The 14,770-nt window shown below is 43.5% G+C and carries 16 protein-coding genes; all 16 read left to right on the top strand.

The window, feature by feature from the left end; all coding sequences use genetic code 11:
* Positions 1-43 precede the first annotated feature (43 nt).
* The 16 genes from BLS15_RS23990 to fliD all read left to right on the top strand — a co-directional run bounded on the left by BLS15_RS23990 (position 44) and on the right by fliD (position 14,762).
* Complete coding sequence (locus BLS15_RS23990; RefSeq protein WP_021257134.1) at positions 44-1,204, top strand: sensor histidine kinase; 1,161 nt, start codon at positions 44-46, stop codon at positions 1,202-1,204.
* Positions 1,205-1,212: 8 nt separating this feature from the next.
* Positions 1,213-1,932, top strand: coding sequence for a response regulator (locus BLS15_RS23985; protein WP_021257133.1), 720 nt, complete (start codon positions 1,213-1,215; stop codon positions 1,930-1,932).
* 97 nt (positions 1,933-2,029) lie between these two features.
* Positions 2,030-2,467 carry a hypothetical protein gene (locus BLS15_RS23980; protein ID WP_021257132.1) on the top strand — a complete coding sequence of 146 codons (438 nt, stop codon included), beginning with the start codon at positions 2,030-2,032 and terminating at the stop codon, positions 2,465-2,467.
* A 275-nt stretch (positions 2,468-2,742) separates the two neighbouring features.
* Complete coding sequence (locus tag BLS15_RS23975) at positions 2,743-4,884, top strand: helicase-related protein (RefSeq protein ID WP_090514131.1); 2,142 nt, start codon at positions 2,743-2,745, stop codon at positions 4,882-4,884.
* Positions 4,877-5,779 (top strand): ComF family protein, encoded by a 903-nt coding sequence (locus BLS15_RS23970; protein WP_139170717.1) that lies wholly within the window; start codon positions 4,877-4,879, stop codon positions 5,777-5,779. Before BLS15_RS23975 ends, BLS15_RS23970 begins: the two co-directional genes overlap by 8 nt.
* Positions 5,780-5,988: 209 nt before the next feature.
* The gene (locus BLS15_RS23965) at positions 5,989-6,402 is read left to right on the top strand and encodes a TIGR03826 family flagellar region protein (RefSeq protein WP_028533404.1); all 414 of its coding nucleotides are present in this window, start codon (positions 5,989-5,991) and stop codon (positions 6,400-6,402) included.
* A 248-nt stretch (positions 6,403-6,650) separates the two neighbouring features.
* Positions 6,651-6,926 carry a flagellar biosynthesis anti-sigma factor FlgM gene (flgM, locus tag BLS15_RS23960; RefSeq protein WP_028533405.1) on the top strand — a complete coding sequence of 92 codons (276 nt, stop codon included), beginning with the start codon at positions 6,651-6,653 and terminating at the stop codon, positions 6,924-6,926.
* The gene (locus BLS15_RS23955) at positions 6,923-7,438 is read left to right on the top strand and encodes a flagellar protein FlgN (RefSeq protein WP_231515183.1); all 516 of its coding nucleotides are present in this window, start codon (positions 6,923-6,925) and stop codon (positions 7,436-7,438) included. The genes flgM and BLS15_RS23955 overlap by 4 nt, the downstream gene beginning before the upstream one ends.
* 24 nt (positions 7,439-7,462) lie before the next feature.
* On the top strand, positions 7,463-9,028 hold the full coding sequence (flgK, locus tag BLS15_RS23950) for a flagellar hook-associated protein FlgK (protein ID WP_021257126.1): 1,566 nt from the start codon (positions 7,463-7,465) through the stop codon (positions 9,026-9,028).
* 18 nt (positions 9,029-9,046) lie between these two features.
* Positions 9,047-9,943, top strand: coding sequence for a flagellar hook-associated protein FlgL (gene flgL / locus BLS15_RS23945; protein WP_021257125.1), 897 nt, complete (start codon positions 9,047-9,049; stop codon positions 9,941-9,943).
* Positions 9,944-9,971: 28 nt separating this feature from the next.
* Positions 9,972-10,538, top strand: coding sequence for a DUF6470 family protein (locus BLS15_RS23940; protein WP_028533407.1), 567 nt, complete (start codon positions 9,972-9,974; stop codon positions 10,536-10,538).
* Between the two features lie 44 nt (positions 10,539-10,582).
* Positions 10,583-10,987: a flagellar assembly protein FliW gene (gene fliW / locus BLS15_RS23935; RefSeq protein ID WP_051614176.1), complete on the top strand. Its 405-nt coding sequence runs from the start codon at positions 10,583-10,585 to the stop codon at positions 10,985-10,987.
* 2 nt (positions 10,988-10,989) lie between these two features.
* On the top strand, positions 10,990-11,211 hold the full coding sequence (csrA, locus tag BLS15_RS23930; RefSeq protein ID WP_028533408.1) for a carbon storage regulator CsrA: 222 nt from the start codon (positions 10,990-10,992) through the stop codon (positions 11,209-11,211).
* Positions 11,212-11,326: 115 nt separating this feature from the next.
* Positions 11,327-12,133: a flagellin N-terminal helical domain-containing protein gene (locus BLS15_RS23925; RefSeq protein ID WP_028533409.1), complete on the top strand. Its 807-nt coding sequence runs from the start codon at positions 11,327-11,329 to the stop codon at positions 12,131-12,133.
* A gap of 68 nt (positions 12,134-12,201) precedes the next feature.
* The gene (locus BLS15_RS23920; protein ID WP_090514128.1) at positions 12,202-13,257 is read left to right on the top strand and encodes a glycosyltransferase family 2 protein; all 1,056 of its coding nucleotides are present in this window, start codon (positions 12,202-12,204) and stop codon (positions 13,255-13,257) included.
* Between the two features lie 5 nt (positions 13,258-13,262).
* Positions 13,263-14,762 carry a flagellar filament capping protein FliD gene (gene fliD / locus BLS15_RS23915; protein ID WP_028533411.1) on the top strand — a complete coding sequence of 500 codons (1,500 nt, stop codon included), beginning with the start codon at positions 13,263-13,265 and terminating at the stop codon, positions 14,760-14,762.
* Positions 14,763-14,770 lie beyond the last annotated feature (8 nt).

The following is a 14,770-nucleotide window of genomic DNA, read 5'->3' as shown; positions in this document are numbered from 1 at the left end:
GAAATTCCATTCATCCTTTTATGAACGAGGAGACCGAACGTTAGTGGATAATCAAGTCGATGTCATTGATCGCGTCATTAAGAACGCCATCAAAGTGATGGAAGAGAGCAAATATCAGATTTATGAAATATTGGATTCGTCTCGGAATGAAGCGATTGCTATGAACGCAGAACTGCAGATGGTTATGGATCAGACTGCTGAAATTTGTGATAAGGTGGACGAGCTGGAGCGGAACTATCGTCTGGCTCGTCTGCGTTTGACAGATGTGAGCCGTGATTTTGTCCGGTATACCGAGGAAGATATCAAGCAGGCCTATGAAAAGGCGACGCAGATGCAGCTTGAGCTGATGATGTATCGGGAGAAGGAAGGTTACTTGAAGACACGGCGGGATGATATTCAGAAACGATTGCGCGCGATTGAGGGTTCTGTGGAACGAGCAGAGACAATCGGCTCTCAGATGAGCGTTGCGCTTGAATATTTATCTGGTGATTTGAGTCAGGTAACACGTATTTTGGAATCCGCCAAAACTCGGCAGCTGCTCGGATTGAAGATCATTCTGGCACAGGAAGAAGAGCGGAAGCGGATCGCGCGTGAGATTCATGACGGCCCCGCACAATCTCTTGCTAATCTAGTGCTTAGGACGGAAATTGTAGAAAGAATGCTAAATAAGCAGGAATTTGAAATGGTGCAGAACGAAATAGTAGATTTAAAATCGCAGGTTCGTTTCGGCTTAGAAGAGATCCGCAAGGTAATCTTTAATTTACGTCCAATGGCATTGGACGACTTAGGGCTTGTACCGACTCTGCGCAAATTTATACATGACTATGAAGACAAGCACAGAATTAAGACTTCATTCGAGGTTAGAGGGCTTGAACGCCGGCTGCGCTCAGCAATGGAAGCAGCGATTTACCGATTGGTCCAGGAGGCCTTCACCAATGCAGCGAAGCATGCGCATCCTTCTTACGTTACATGTGAATTGACGTATGACGAAGAGGAAGTACGCGTGATCGTTCGTGACAATGGCTTTGGTTTCAAGGTAGAGTCCCTGGAAGAAAAATCGAAAGAGCACGCTCATTTTGGCCTCCTGGGCATGCAGGAGCGGGTGGAGCTGCTCGAAGGCCGTATGGAAATTCATTCGGCGGAGAACCGTGGAACTCGCATCGTGATACAAATTCCGACGAATGTGGAGAAGAGAGAGGAGTAAGCAACCTTATGGAGAATCGTAAGAAGGACATAGAAACAATAAAAGTACTCCTTGCTGACGATCACCAGCTCTTTCGTGAGGGCTTGAAGCGTATATTGAATATGGAGGACGATCTGGAGGTCATCGGCGAATGCGGCGATGGCATTCAGGTGCTGGAATTTTGCAATAAGGAAGTGCCGGACGTTGTTCTGATGGATATTAATATGCCGATTGAGAATGGCGTGATTGCCACAGAGCGATTGCGTGATATTTTTCCGGATGTAAAGGTGATCATCCTTTCGATACACGATGATGAGAGCTACGTATTCGAAACACTGCGCAAAGGAGCCTCTGGCTATCTGTTGAAGGATATGGAAGCTGAGTCTTTAATTAATGCTATTCGTTCGGTTGTAACGGGGTATGCTTACATCCATCCGAAGGTAACGGGCAAGCTTATTCAGCAGCTTCGGCGGATGACACTGCTGGACGGCAACGGAATCGTGAGCAGTCAATCGAGAGATGCAGGCGTGAAGTTCATTGCTGCGGAAGATAATCCATTGACAAGACGTGAAGCCGAAGTACTTCGCTTGATGGCGGAAGGCAAGAGCAACAAGATGATTGGTGAATTCCTATTTATTAGTGAGAAGACCGTTAAGAATCATGTCAGCAGCATCCTGCAGAAAATGGAGGTTGATGATCGAACCCAAGCGGTCATCAATTCCATTAAGAACGGTTGGGTAACCTTATAGCATACCGTCCCTAGAACTGAATCACAAGGCTAGCTGGCGTTTGTCCGTCACCTCGGCATCTATTGCGGCATACACTTGGTAGTAAGGAGGTGGCCGCATGATCGCAATGCTATGTTGGATTGTGGGATGCTTCGGACTCGCGGTAGCAGCCGTTCATCTGGCTCATCAATGGAGGCAGCTCGTACGCGGCGCTAGACCTGCGCCTTGGATGCATGTCGTGCTTGTGACGGAAAATGATGAACGCCATATCGAATGGGTGATTCGTGCGTATAGTTGGTTTGCTTGGCTGAAAGGACGCAAGCTGCATTTCACGTTTGTCGATAGCGGTTCCACGGACGCTACGTTTCCAATTGCTTCACGTGTAATGAGCGGCTACGATGTGAGTTGGAACTTACTTGTGATTCAAAGGAATGAGCTTGAGGCAACACTGCAAGGATTGAAGCAGCGAGCAGCGGAAGAGACATTAATTGTAATTGAGCCACGGAGTACAGAAGATTGGCGGAAAATTCCCTTCAAGGCCCGAAGTGCCTTGTAAGCGGTGTTGTTCGGGGAGATATGGAATATATTGAAACCGATAAACACTACAAATACAGTTAAATTTGGGGAGTTTACTGAAGTTTAGGGTTGTCAGAATCCGTCGATTCGTATACAATTTTATACAAATACGATAAGGCGCTGGGCATGAAGCACATGCCACCCGATTCCACGGGTGGGGTGTGCTTTTTTTGCGTAATTTGAGCAGATGCGCATCCAGATATCAAGCAGCAAGCATGCTCCGGTGAGCCGTATGGCGAAGGAGAGGGAATATTCATGCAAGTAAGAATTTATGCCGTGCGCACGGAGTACGGATGGCACTCGGGCATCACTGTAGATTGGCGTGTTGATGTACGCTATTGGTTAGCAGGGGAAGGGAGCCTATCCCGTGGGTCGAAACTCGTTGTTTTGCATCAGCAGCTGCCGATTCAAGTTGGCATCGCTGTGCTGGAACATTTCAAGCCAAGCGAAGCTATGGAGCGTTGGGGAGAGCAGGGCTGGGTTCGTTATTTTGCTGATATTCTTTCCCCGTGTGTGGAGGAGTTAGAAGAAGAAGCTAAGCGGAGGCTGATGCAGGAGCACCTAGCTGTTGCGATTATCGAAGCGCCATATTCGGAGCCGACCTCCAAGCTGTTCGTCATGGAAGAGCAGAAGCCTATGTATCGGGTTGCAGAACAATCCGTAGCCTATGCAACAACACAATGGGATGCGAATTCATCTGGGCTGCCTGCTTCTTTCCTTGGGGAAGGTGTGTCTCAGGCAGGAGTATGGTCCGCATTGCATGCTGATGCTTATCGTATCGCCTATGGAATTTGTGGTCGATTGCTTTTGGATGAAGAATTGATTCAATTCCTGCGGGATGCGGGAGCGGAACATTTAATTGCGAGCAGATATTCGCTCATCCAGTGGGGGTGGCTGCATGGCTGGGTGGAGCTGAGGGCAGGGATGTCATTTACTCGCCGGGATGACGGCGGTAAGCTGCCTACTACTGCTAGCCGTATTTCCCCGCTGAAACGAGTCATGCGATCCCTCTATAAAGCCTCGGTTACGATTTGCTGCGGACGCTGTGGGAGTTCAGAGGGTTTAAGCAGCTCCACATGCTCGACTTGCCATTCTTTACAATGCTGGACGTGTACACAATGCTTGAATGTGGGGCGCTGCCGGTCTTGTGCTATTTTGATTGCTGGCAAACTGTATCGAGGTGACGATAGTGCCGTAGCGCTTATTTCGAATCGGGAGGAGCAGTTGGAGAAATGGGGGCTTGCTCCAGCGCAGTTAGAGGCGAGTAGACAGGCATTGGATTATATTGATGGAGTTCGTGCGAAGAACCAAGTTGCTAGGCTGTCTGAGATGAATACATCTGGAAATAGAAGTACGGAACAGGGAATAAGGGGCAATTTGCGTAAGGGCGCCTTTTTATTATGGGCCGTAACTGGGGCTGGAAAGACGGAGATGATTTTTCCGCTCGTGGAGGACACGCTGCTACATGGTGGACGTGTATTGATTGCCACGCCGCGACGTGATGTTGTACTGGAATTGAAGCCTAGGATAGAGAAGGCGTTTCCTGCACAGAAGGTCGTTACGTTGTATGGAGGCAGCCCGGAACGGTGGCGAGATGGAGATATTACTATCGCGACCACCCATCAGCTGATTCGTTTCGAGGAGGCCTTCGAATTAGCTATTATCGATGAGCTGGATGCATTCCCTTATCATAATGATCCGATGCTGCAGCGTACAGCAGAACGCGCTTGTACGCCCGGGGGTGTGTTCGTCTATTTATCCGCGACACCGCCAGAGGCGATGCAGCAGAATGTTCGAAGAGGCAAGCTCTCTCATGCTAGGGTGCCAGTGCGTTTCCATCGTCATCCACTTCCTATCCCGATGAGAATCACAATGCCTTCGGTTGCTCAGTGTTTATCTGCACATGGGCTGCCAGCACTACTGCTGGCACGCATGAATCATTCGGTAAGTAGAGGTGCCCAGCTGTTTGTGTTCCTTTCTCGTATTCGTCAAGTAGATCCGCTTGTACGACTGCTGCGCGAACGTATTCCCGGTGTCCATATCGATGGAACGTCAGCGGCTGATGAGAGCCGAGGGGATAAAGTAATTCAATTTCGAGAACGGAACATTCGTGTGCTCGTCACGACAACGATTCTGGAACGAGGTGTGACGGTACCGATGAGCGATGTATTCATTCTTGATGCAGACGATCGCTTGTTCGATGCAGCTTCACTAGTACAGATGGCGGGCAGAGCAGGGCGTTCGAAGGATGATCCTGCAGGATTGGTCGTGTTTGGCTCCCCGCAGTGGAATCGATCACAGCGGTCAGCAGTTCGGCAAATTCGGGACATGAATCGGATTGCAGCCAGAAAAGGATATTTGTTATCAGGAGCGGTCAGGAGACAGCGGATTGGGTAGCAGAATGAGATGGGGTGACTTGCTGGAGAAGATATATGGCGGGATGCTTAGTCCGAGTCAGCAGGCATGTATCATTTGCAAAAGATCCATTCGGATGAACGATACAGCTCTACGTCCACTTTATCCCCACGAACAGAGCCTTATGTCTCTGGTGTGCTATAAGTGTGTCAATCTAATCCCATGGATTCGTGAATTAGGCTGTGAGTATTGCGGACGAGCGATTCGCTGTCCAGATTGTCCGCGTCATCCTTTGCGAAATGACGGTCTAAGAGCCAATCGAAGCGTGGTGCGATATGACGAACAAATGAAGCAATGGCTGTCTCAGTATAAATTCAAGGGAGATCGGGTGTATGAGCTGCTCATGGTCAGGATGATGCAGCTTGCCTATGAACCGCTGCTGTCCACCGTGTGGGAACGGCGACCAATCATTAGAGGTGGTGGGATCCCCTCGTTGTTCCAAGGCAGGCGGGAGGCGATTCTGCCAGATCTCATTACATTTGTACCAACTACTCTTGAGCGTATCCAAGTTCGTGGATTCAATCAGGCAGAGCAATTCGCACGGGCGCTGGGCAGAGAATGGGGAAGGCCAGTCGTAGAGCTTTTGGAGCGCACACAGGATGCAGAGAAGCAGAGCAAGCAATCTCGAATAGGCAGGGAGCGAAGCATATCTAATGCGTTCAAGCAGCATCAATGGGCGGGGAGAAGCCTGCAAGAGGTCTGGGGTGCTTGTAAGGGGAGAGAAGGGAGCAACGCGGCTGAATTGCGGGTACTTCTTATTGACGATGTATATACAACAGGGAGTACGATAAGAGCCTGTTCTCGCAAGCTATCGTCCTTATGCAGGGATCTTGACTGTCCGGTCTCGATTGTCAGCTATACGTGGGCGAGGGCATAGACAAAGAGGAGCGCAGTACGACTACTCGTCTCGGAGATGAGCGGCGATTACGGTTTGGAAGGCTGAGGAATGAGTTGCGTCCTCAAGCTTATAAGAGGCTGTTCCAGCTGGTATGTAAAGTGTGCAAGGCTTATGAATAAAAATTTGCTCGTCATCTGCCGAATATTGCGATATGATGAAGAAATGAAGCATCGTAGGAGGCGAATGACATGGAGCTGAGCAATTGTCTGCGCTGCGGAGTTCTTTTTGCCAAGGCGTTCCGAGATCTCTGTCCAAATTGCTTGAAAGAAATCGAACAGGAGTATGAACGCTGTGCTGCTTATCTGCGTGAAGCACGTCAAGCCACGATGCATGAGCTGAGTGAAGCAACAGAAGTAAGCGTTCGTCAAATCACGCGTTTTATTAAAGAAGGGCGCATTTCCATATATCAGGCACCGAATCTGACTTATGAATGTGAAATATGCAGCCAGCCGATACGCGAAGGGAATATGTGCGAATCTTGCCGAACTCGCCTTGTGAAAGAGCTTACACAGACAGTAGTTGGTGCAGATGAGAAGAAGGAAGCTTCTCGCATGGGGGATGGCGCCTACCGTGTCATTGATACGAAACGGACACGCGAATAATTCAAATTTGGAGTTTGTCAATAACAAAACTCTCTGAAATGAGATTTTTTAGATTAAGTTCATAATATTCATGACAATACATCTAAATAATTCTTGACACTGCGCCGATAATCTTAGTAAAGGTTATCGGCTTTTCTTATTGATAAGATGGAATGAAGCAGTCAAAAGGCAATATTGAAAGATGTAATGGGTGCTTCATCAATGATGGATAGCGATATAAGTTTGTCTTATGGAACGAGGTGAATGGGATGAAAATTAATGAAACACAGCGTCTTGGCGCGATCCAATATTCTCAGAAACAACAGGCAATGAATCGTGCATCGCAGAAGCCTTCCCGCAAGGATGAGCTGATCATCTCGACTGAAGCGCAGGAAATGCTTGACGCACAGAATCGGGTGAATGATCCTGCACGTAGTGATCGCATTGCGGATTTGAAGAAGGCTGTATCTACCGGAACCTATTATGTGGAAGCGGACAAGATTGCGGAGAAGCTGCTTCCCTTGTTCCGTAAGGAGAACGAATGAGCGGAGGAACAGGTGTGAGTGTGCAGCAAATCATTGGAACGCTAACGCTCCTGAACGATCTGCATAAACAGTTACTTGATATTGCAGAAGAAAAGAAACAAGTGATTATCAAGAACGATGTTGAAGGCTTGTCGCAACTGATGACGAAAGAATCCAGACTTTTGAAACAGGTCGCAGAGGTGGATGAGGATCGGCAGCAGGCAACACAGCAGTTCATACTGGAGAAGGGCATTCGATCCCAGCTGAATTTGACGGTAACGGAAATTGCCCGGCTTGTATTTCAGGCGGAAGAACGTGTGGAACTGCTTCGCTCTAAAGAAGAATTAACACGAACAATTGAAAAATTAAAAAAAGTTAACCTTCAGAATCAACAGCTTATCCAACAGTCACTTGAATTTGTAGATTTTTCATTGAATATGTTCTTGGGTGCTGAAGATGATGGATTCTATCAGCGTCCAGATCAGCAACATGGCTCGTCGAGAAACAAGACATTTTTTGATACGAAAGCCTAACTTATTAGGACAAGGGGATACATTATGCGATCAACTTTTCATGGCATTGAAACTGCAAAACGTAGTTTATTTGCCCATACAGCATGGATGAATACAACAGGACACAATATTGCTAATGCTAATACGCCGGGTTACTCAAGACAGGTAGTAAATCTTGTTGAATCTCGTCCGATAGAGGCCCCAGGATTTTCTCGTTCAGGAGTTCCGGGGCAACTTGGAACTGGTGTAGAATTTAATTATATTAAGCGTATTCGTGAACGTTTCTTAGATGATCAGTACTGGAATGCGAACCGTTCGTTGGGAGAATGGGAAATCCAAGCAGATACCCTAACCAAGTTAGAAAAAGTATTTAATGAACCTTCTGATTCCAGTATTCGTATGGTAATGGATAACTTTTGGAAATCATGGTCAGAGCTTAGTAAAGATCCAGAAAACGTAACTTCCCGGAAAATCGTCCGAGAGAACGCTTTGGCATTAATAGATGCCTTTAATGAAACAAGTAAAAAAATGACTGATATGCAAAACGATCTTAGTCAAAGCGTGACAGTAAAAGCAGATCATATTAATACTCTTTCTAAACAAGTTTCACAATTAAATTATGAAATTTATCGGATAGAGGGACTAGGCGACAATGCTAATGATTTGCGGGATCAACGTGACTATATCGTTGATGAACTGTCGAAGTTGGCGAATGTTCAGGTATCCGATCAAGAAGATGGCTACTATATAACTGCTGGTGGGATAGAGATTGTATCAGGTCGACAATCATTGGATACGACTGCCGCTGATTGGGAAGGTGCATACGGCAACGGATTAACGAGCGGTGAAATGTTCGGGATCGTAAAATCAAGAGACGTTTTAGTAAAAGATTATTTAGAACAGCTGAATCAACTAGCTAATACGCTTGCTACTGGAGAGGTAGAAATTACGATACCATCTGGTTCAGTTATTCCAGATGGAACAACCTTAGGCAATATAACATACAATGGCGCCATTGCAGATCGAACATTAAAAAATGATATTACAGTAAAAGTAAAAGGACTAAATGGTCTTCATCAATTAGGCTACGTATTTGGAACCCCAGCTACTAAAGGAGTGGAGTTTTTCACATCTAAAAACGGGGGGCCGATTACTGCTTCTTCTATTCAGCTGAATCCTGCAATTCTAAAGGATCCGAACCTTATCGCTTCATCACTCCGCACCATTACAGGCAAGAACGGAGATGAGGTAGTAAAAGGTAATAACACGCTTGCTCTATTGATGTCGCAATTGAAAGAGTCATCATTTAAATTCAATGCGATTTCAAGCAACAACGGGATAACACAAGGAACGGTGGATGATTATTATCGTTCTATTCTCGGACAAATGGGCGTTGAAAGTCTTGAAGCAATTAGACAGACAGAAAACAACCAAATTCTAGTTGATCAAATTGAATCTCGACGGCAATCCGTCAGTGGTGTTTCTATGGATGAGGAAATGTCGAATTTAATTAAATTCCAACATGCCTATGCAGCAGCAGCTCGTTTCATGACGACTTTGGATCAGAATTTAGATAAAGTCATCAATGGCATGGGAGTCGTGGGTAGATAAGATAAGGGGGAATGAGCTATGGCATTACGTGTTACTCCTAGTATGATGCATTTGCAAATGACTAGAAATATTTATAATAATTTGAGTCGAATGGATGATAGACAGTTACAATTATCAACGGGAAAAAAATTAAATAAGCCATCTGATAATCCTGTCGGAATTACATATTCATTACGATATCGCAGTGATTTGTCGATTAATGATCAATTTCAAAAGAATGCCGATACAGCAAAATCATGGTTGGATTATACGGACACCGTCCTTAATCAAGTGAACGATATTGTTCAGCGTGCGAATGAACTCACGGTGCAGGCTGTAAATGGGACAAATCCCCAAGAAGCGATGAACGCAGTAAATGTGGAGATGGGGCAGATTTATGACCAAATCATCTCGTTAAGCAATAGTCAAATGAATAGCAAGTACATTTTTAACGGACAATTAACTGATATCATGCCATACGATAAATCTAACGCCGATAAGCAAACTACTGATACTGCGGGTATCGAATACCGGTTCGCAGAAGGGGCCGGGTTATCAATCAATGTGACCGGTATGGATGTATTTGGTAATCCGAGTGATGCCGATAATCTTTTCGGTGTGTTACAGCGGCTCCAGGATTCTTTGAAGGCAGGAAATCAAGATTCGGCACGTGGTGAACTAAATCAGTTAAAATCTCGGTTAGCTAAGATAAATGAAGTTCGTTCAGAAGTAGGGGCTAAGACGAATCGTATTGATTTGATTTCAGAACGGTTAGGGAATTTGGAGATGAACTTGACCGAGATGCAAGCAAAAGTGGAAGATGCTGATATGGCGGAAACAATAATGAAACTGAAACAAGATGAAAGTGTATATCAGGCATCGTTGGCAACGGGAGCTCGTATTGTTCAAACTAGCCTGTTAGACTATTTAAGATAATTAATTCTATTATTTCGGATGTGTTGCTATGAAACTTCCGCAAGTAAGGATCGAACAACAATTTTCGAAGCTGGGCATGCAAACCACGTGGGGGAGGCATCAGATGTCTTCTCCACGTGGAAACCTTGAAATTTCGCACAAGCCTGCACAAATGGAAGTAGTTACTCATGGTGCGTTGTTGGAAATTGACTCCGCGAATGCTTGGTTGGCATTGGGTAAAGGTAGTCATGAACAATGGTTACAGTTGGTCTATGGACAAATGAAACAGCAATTCATGATAAACCTATCGAAAATTGTAGATGAGGGTAATCAACTAGCCAATTTCAAGGGTGGCAATAATGCTATCGCAGATATTGCTAGACAACGTTTCAATGAAGAATCAAGCATTCAATATACAGGAGAAGCGTCCAGCAATAATGTTCATGTCAATTATACTCCAGCCCAAGTACAAATAAGCTGGACATTGGGAGAAACGAACATCCAGTATACTCCGCGTAAACCAGAAATATCGTATACTCCTAACAAGATAGACATCTACCTTCAGCAGAAAAACTATATTAAAATAGATGTTAATAATATCGATCAATTTATCTAATGCTATAGCTTTCAGCTGTAGCTTTTTTTGTAGGAGGAGTCAAAATGATAAGTCGGCAATTTTCCTTTAAGGGAAGCATTTTAGGTTTTGAGGATTTTGATGCATTTGATTTGAAGGAAATTGAGGGAACATCGTTTTATCAATTGGAAGCTTTAGATAATTCTGAAATTAAATTCGTGGTAATTAACCCGTTTGATTGGAAGAACGATTACTCATTCATTCTCGATAATAGTTGCAAGGAGGGACTGAAGCTTAATGATCCTAATGATGCTTTAGTCATGAATATTGTTACGATAAAGGATCCATTCACTTCTTCTACAGTGAACTATGCTGCACCCCTGGTAATGAATGTGGATAATGGATTGGCAATGCAATTCGTTATTCAGGACAATAAGACATACTCTAGCAAGACTCCTTTATTTGATGCGGTTAAGGAAGGTGGCGAATAGGTATGTTGGTACTTACTAGAAAGAAAGGACAGTCAATAGTATTAAATAATGATATCGAAATCCAGATCGTTAGCGTAGATGGAGAACAAATAAAAATAGGTATTTCCGCCCCAAAAGATGTTGTCATATTGCGCAAGGAACTTGTTGAAGAGATAAAGGCGACAAATCAAGAGGCGGTAGCTCACTATGTCGATATTGATATGCTAAAAAAAATCAAAAAATGATAAAAAATTTTCGTCCAACTATAACAAATACGGAAATGGAACCGATAATATTATTGTAGGGCGAAAACCCTATACTACAAGGATGTAGTAATTACGAATCAGGGAGGAATAATCAATGATTATCAACCACAACTTAAACGCGATGAACTCTCACCGCAACCTGACTTTCAACAACATTCAACAAGGAAAATCCAGTGAAAAGCTTTCTTCCGGTTACCGGATTAACCGTGCAGCTGACGATGCTGCTGGCTTGTCCATCTCCGAGAAAATGCGTGCACAAATCAAGTCCATGAACCAGGGTATGCGCAATGCTCAAGATGGTATTTCATTGGTTCAAACGGCTGAAGGTGCAATGAACGAAGTATCTGACATGCTTACTCGCATGAAAGAACTTGCTACACAAGCATCTACTAGCACATACAATGCTAGTGACTTGGCTTCCATGGATTTGGAATACCAAGCACTTGCTTCCGCAATTGGTGAAATTGCAGGAAACACTGAATTTAACGGAATCAAGTTGTTGGATGGAACCGCAAACACTTTGAATATCCAATTGGGCGGTACTGACAAAGACAAAGTCGATCTTGACATGTCTAAGGCTAAAATCGATGATTTGGCATTTACTGACGTAAAAACGAAAGACAATGCTATTAAAGAATTGAAAGCTATCGATACTGCAATTGGTAAAGTCAATTCAGCTCGTTCTGAATTGGGTGCCTTCCAAAACCGCTTAGAGCATATGTACAACAACATTGGTACAACGTCCGAGAACTTGCAAGCTGCTGAGTCTCGCGTACGTGATACTGATATGGCTAAAGAGATGATGGCTTACACGAAATTCAACATCTTGCAACAAGCATCGACTGCGATGTTGGCTCAGGCTAACCAAGCGCCTCAAGGCGTACTGCAATTGTTGCGCTAATCGGTTAAGTCTTAAGATTTATCGGAGTCCACTGTTTCAGTGGACTCCTTTCTTATAGGAGCATATTAATGAAGCTAAGTATATGCATGATTGTTAAAAATGAAGAAAAGCATATAGCAGAATGTCTCAATAGTATTCCTGACAACTGTGAAGTAATCGTAATAGATACGGGCTCTACGGATAATACAGTAGAAATTGCAAAATCATTTCCGAAAGTAAAGCTATTTCAAGTTCCTTGGGAACAAAATTTTGCAAGTGTCCGTAATATTTCGCTCAGTCATGCAACTGGAACTCACATATTAGTCCTAGATGCTGATGAACGGTTAAGCACGAATGCATACGAGCGCATCAAGCAGTATGTAAAGAAGTATCCAGGTATACCGGCTGCAGTACTTATTGAAAATATCGATGAAGGTGATTCAACAATTCATCGTATGGTAAGGTTGTTTCCGAAACAAAACAAGTTTTCTTTTCGAGGAGTTGTCCATGAACAGTTATTTGAGCATGATGTCCCCGCCAAATTTCTGCTTTCTGACATCATAATTCATCACTATGGATATCAAAAAGAAAACTATGAAAACCAAAAGTATGAGTTTTATTTAGAATTGTATAAGCAAGTAATAAAAAAGCAACCTAGGAATGGGTATATATGGTACCAAATAGGAAAGCTGCATGCTGTTGTCGATAATTATGAACCTGCGTGTGAAGCTTTCTTAAATGCGTGTGAATATATGGAAGCACCGTCGTTGTCTCATGCATCTATGATTTTGCATTTTGCTAAATTATTGCACGCTGCTCATCTAAATGAAGATGCCATTGTATTATTAGGGAATCATAAAGGCATGTATGCGGACTATCCAGATATTTATTTTCAGTTAGGTATATTGAATATGGAAATTGGTAATCTGGCGGAAATAAGAAGTTGCTTTGAATCGGCATTAGAGTTAGGGGAAACTACAAAATATACTACTACAAGTGGTGTCGGTTCATATCTGGCTGCATACAATCTGGGCGTGTATTATGAGGTGACGGGGGATATGGTGCTAGCAAAAAAATATTATTTACTAGCAGCACCAAATAGTAATCTAGCTGCGAAAAGGCTCGAATTAATGGTTAAGAGGTGAGAAAAATGCCGATTCGGATAAATGGAATGTCATCTTCTGGACTTGATATTGATAAACTCGTATCGGATTTGATGCGAGCGGAACGTGCTCCACTCGTTAAGAAGACACAAAATAGAGATTTACTACGACTACGTACGGATATGTATAGAGAAGTAAATACAAAGCTAATGGCGTTGAAGGACAATGCGAACGCAATTCGTTTTGGGGCTTCTTTTACATCAGTAAAAGCAACGTCATCTAACGAGAATGCGGTCAAAGTTAGTGGCAGCAATCCATCTAAAGTTACAACCTCTATTGAAGTAAAAGAACTCGCATCTCAGGCAATGAAACAAAGCGTGGGCAAAGTAACAAAAGGGACTGGACTAGATTTAGATTCTTCGTTAATAGCGAATAAGGATAAATTTAATACGGTACCGGATGTTCAAGCCGGTGATTTGTCATTCGAGATTAACGGAGTAGAGGTACAATACAAAGCAGATGATACGATTCAATCAATCATGAATAAAGTCAACCAATCTAATGCAGGTGTTGTATTGAGTTATGATTCTGCCGCAGATAAGTTTGTATTTATAGGCAAACAAACGGGTACCCAGTCGAAAATAGAAGTTTCCGACAACAAAGGCAGTTTCATGAGCTCGATTGGAATGGATGGAAAAGTAGAGAATGGCAAAGATGCAACCGTCATCATTAATGGTGTAGAATCCAACCGTTCATCGAATACGTTTACTCAAGATGGAGTCACTTACGATCTTCTCCAAAAAACGACAGCGCCTGTGACGATCAAAAACACTTCTGATACGAGCGATTTGATGAATAAAATCAAAGATTTCGTCAAAGTGTATAACGATGCTATTGGGCTTGTTAATAAGTTAACAAAGGAAAAAACGGTTAAAGGTTATGATCCGTTAACAAAAGAACAGAAAAAAGAAATGAATGAAGATGAAATAAAAGAATGGGAGAAATACACAAAGAAAGGGCTTCTGAAAAACGACAATACTTTAGATTCCCTTGCCCGTGAGTTGCGTTCTTTTATGATTGCAGAAATCCCTGATGGAAGCGGTGGAACGATGTCGTTATTTGACATTGGTTTATCTACCACCAAATTTGACAATAACGCCAAACAATTTTCAGAAGATGCGGGCAAAATTGTCATAGACGAAAAGAAATTAATGAAGATGTTAGAAGAGAACCCTCAAGCTGTGGAATCAGTTTTAACACGGACTGACGCTAATAGCAACCAAGAAGGGTTCTTGCATCGAACATATCGCAAATTGAATGATACAATTTCCGCCTTGAATAAAAAGGCAGGAAGAATAGGAAATTCATATGTTGATGCTTCCACTGAATTGGGTAAACAATCAAGCAAAATGGAGTTAGACATAAAAATGCTTGAACAAAAAATGCTCAAAAAAGAAGATGGATATTACAAAAAATTTGCTGCTATGGAGAAAGCGATAGTTCAAAATAATAGTCAACTGAATTTCCTAATGCAAAATATGCAGTAAGGATAAGG

The organism is Paenibacillus sp. cl6col, assembly GCF_900102125.1.
GTDB lineage: Bacteria > Bacillota > Bacilli > Paenibacillales > Paenibacillaceae > Paenibacillus_B > Paenibacillus_B suaedae.
Note: the sequence above shows the minus strand (reverse complement) of the source record. Positions and strands in the feature narration are given on the sequence as shown.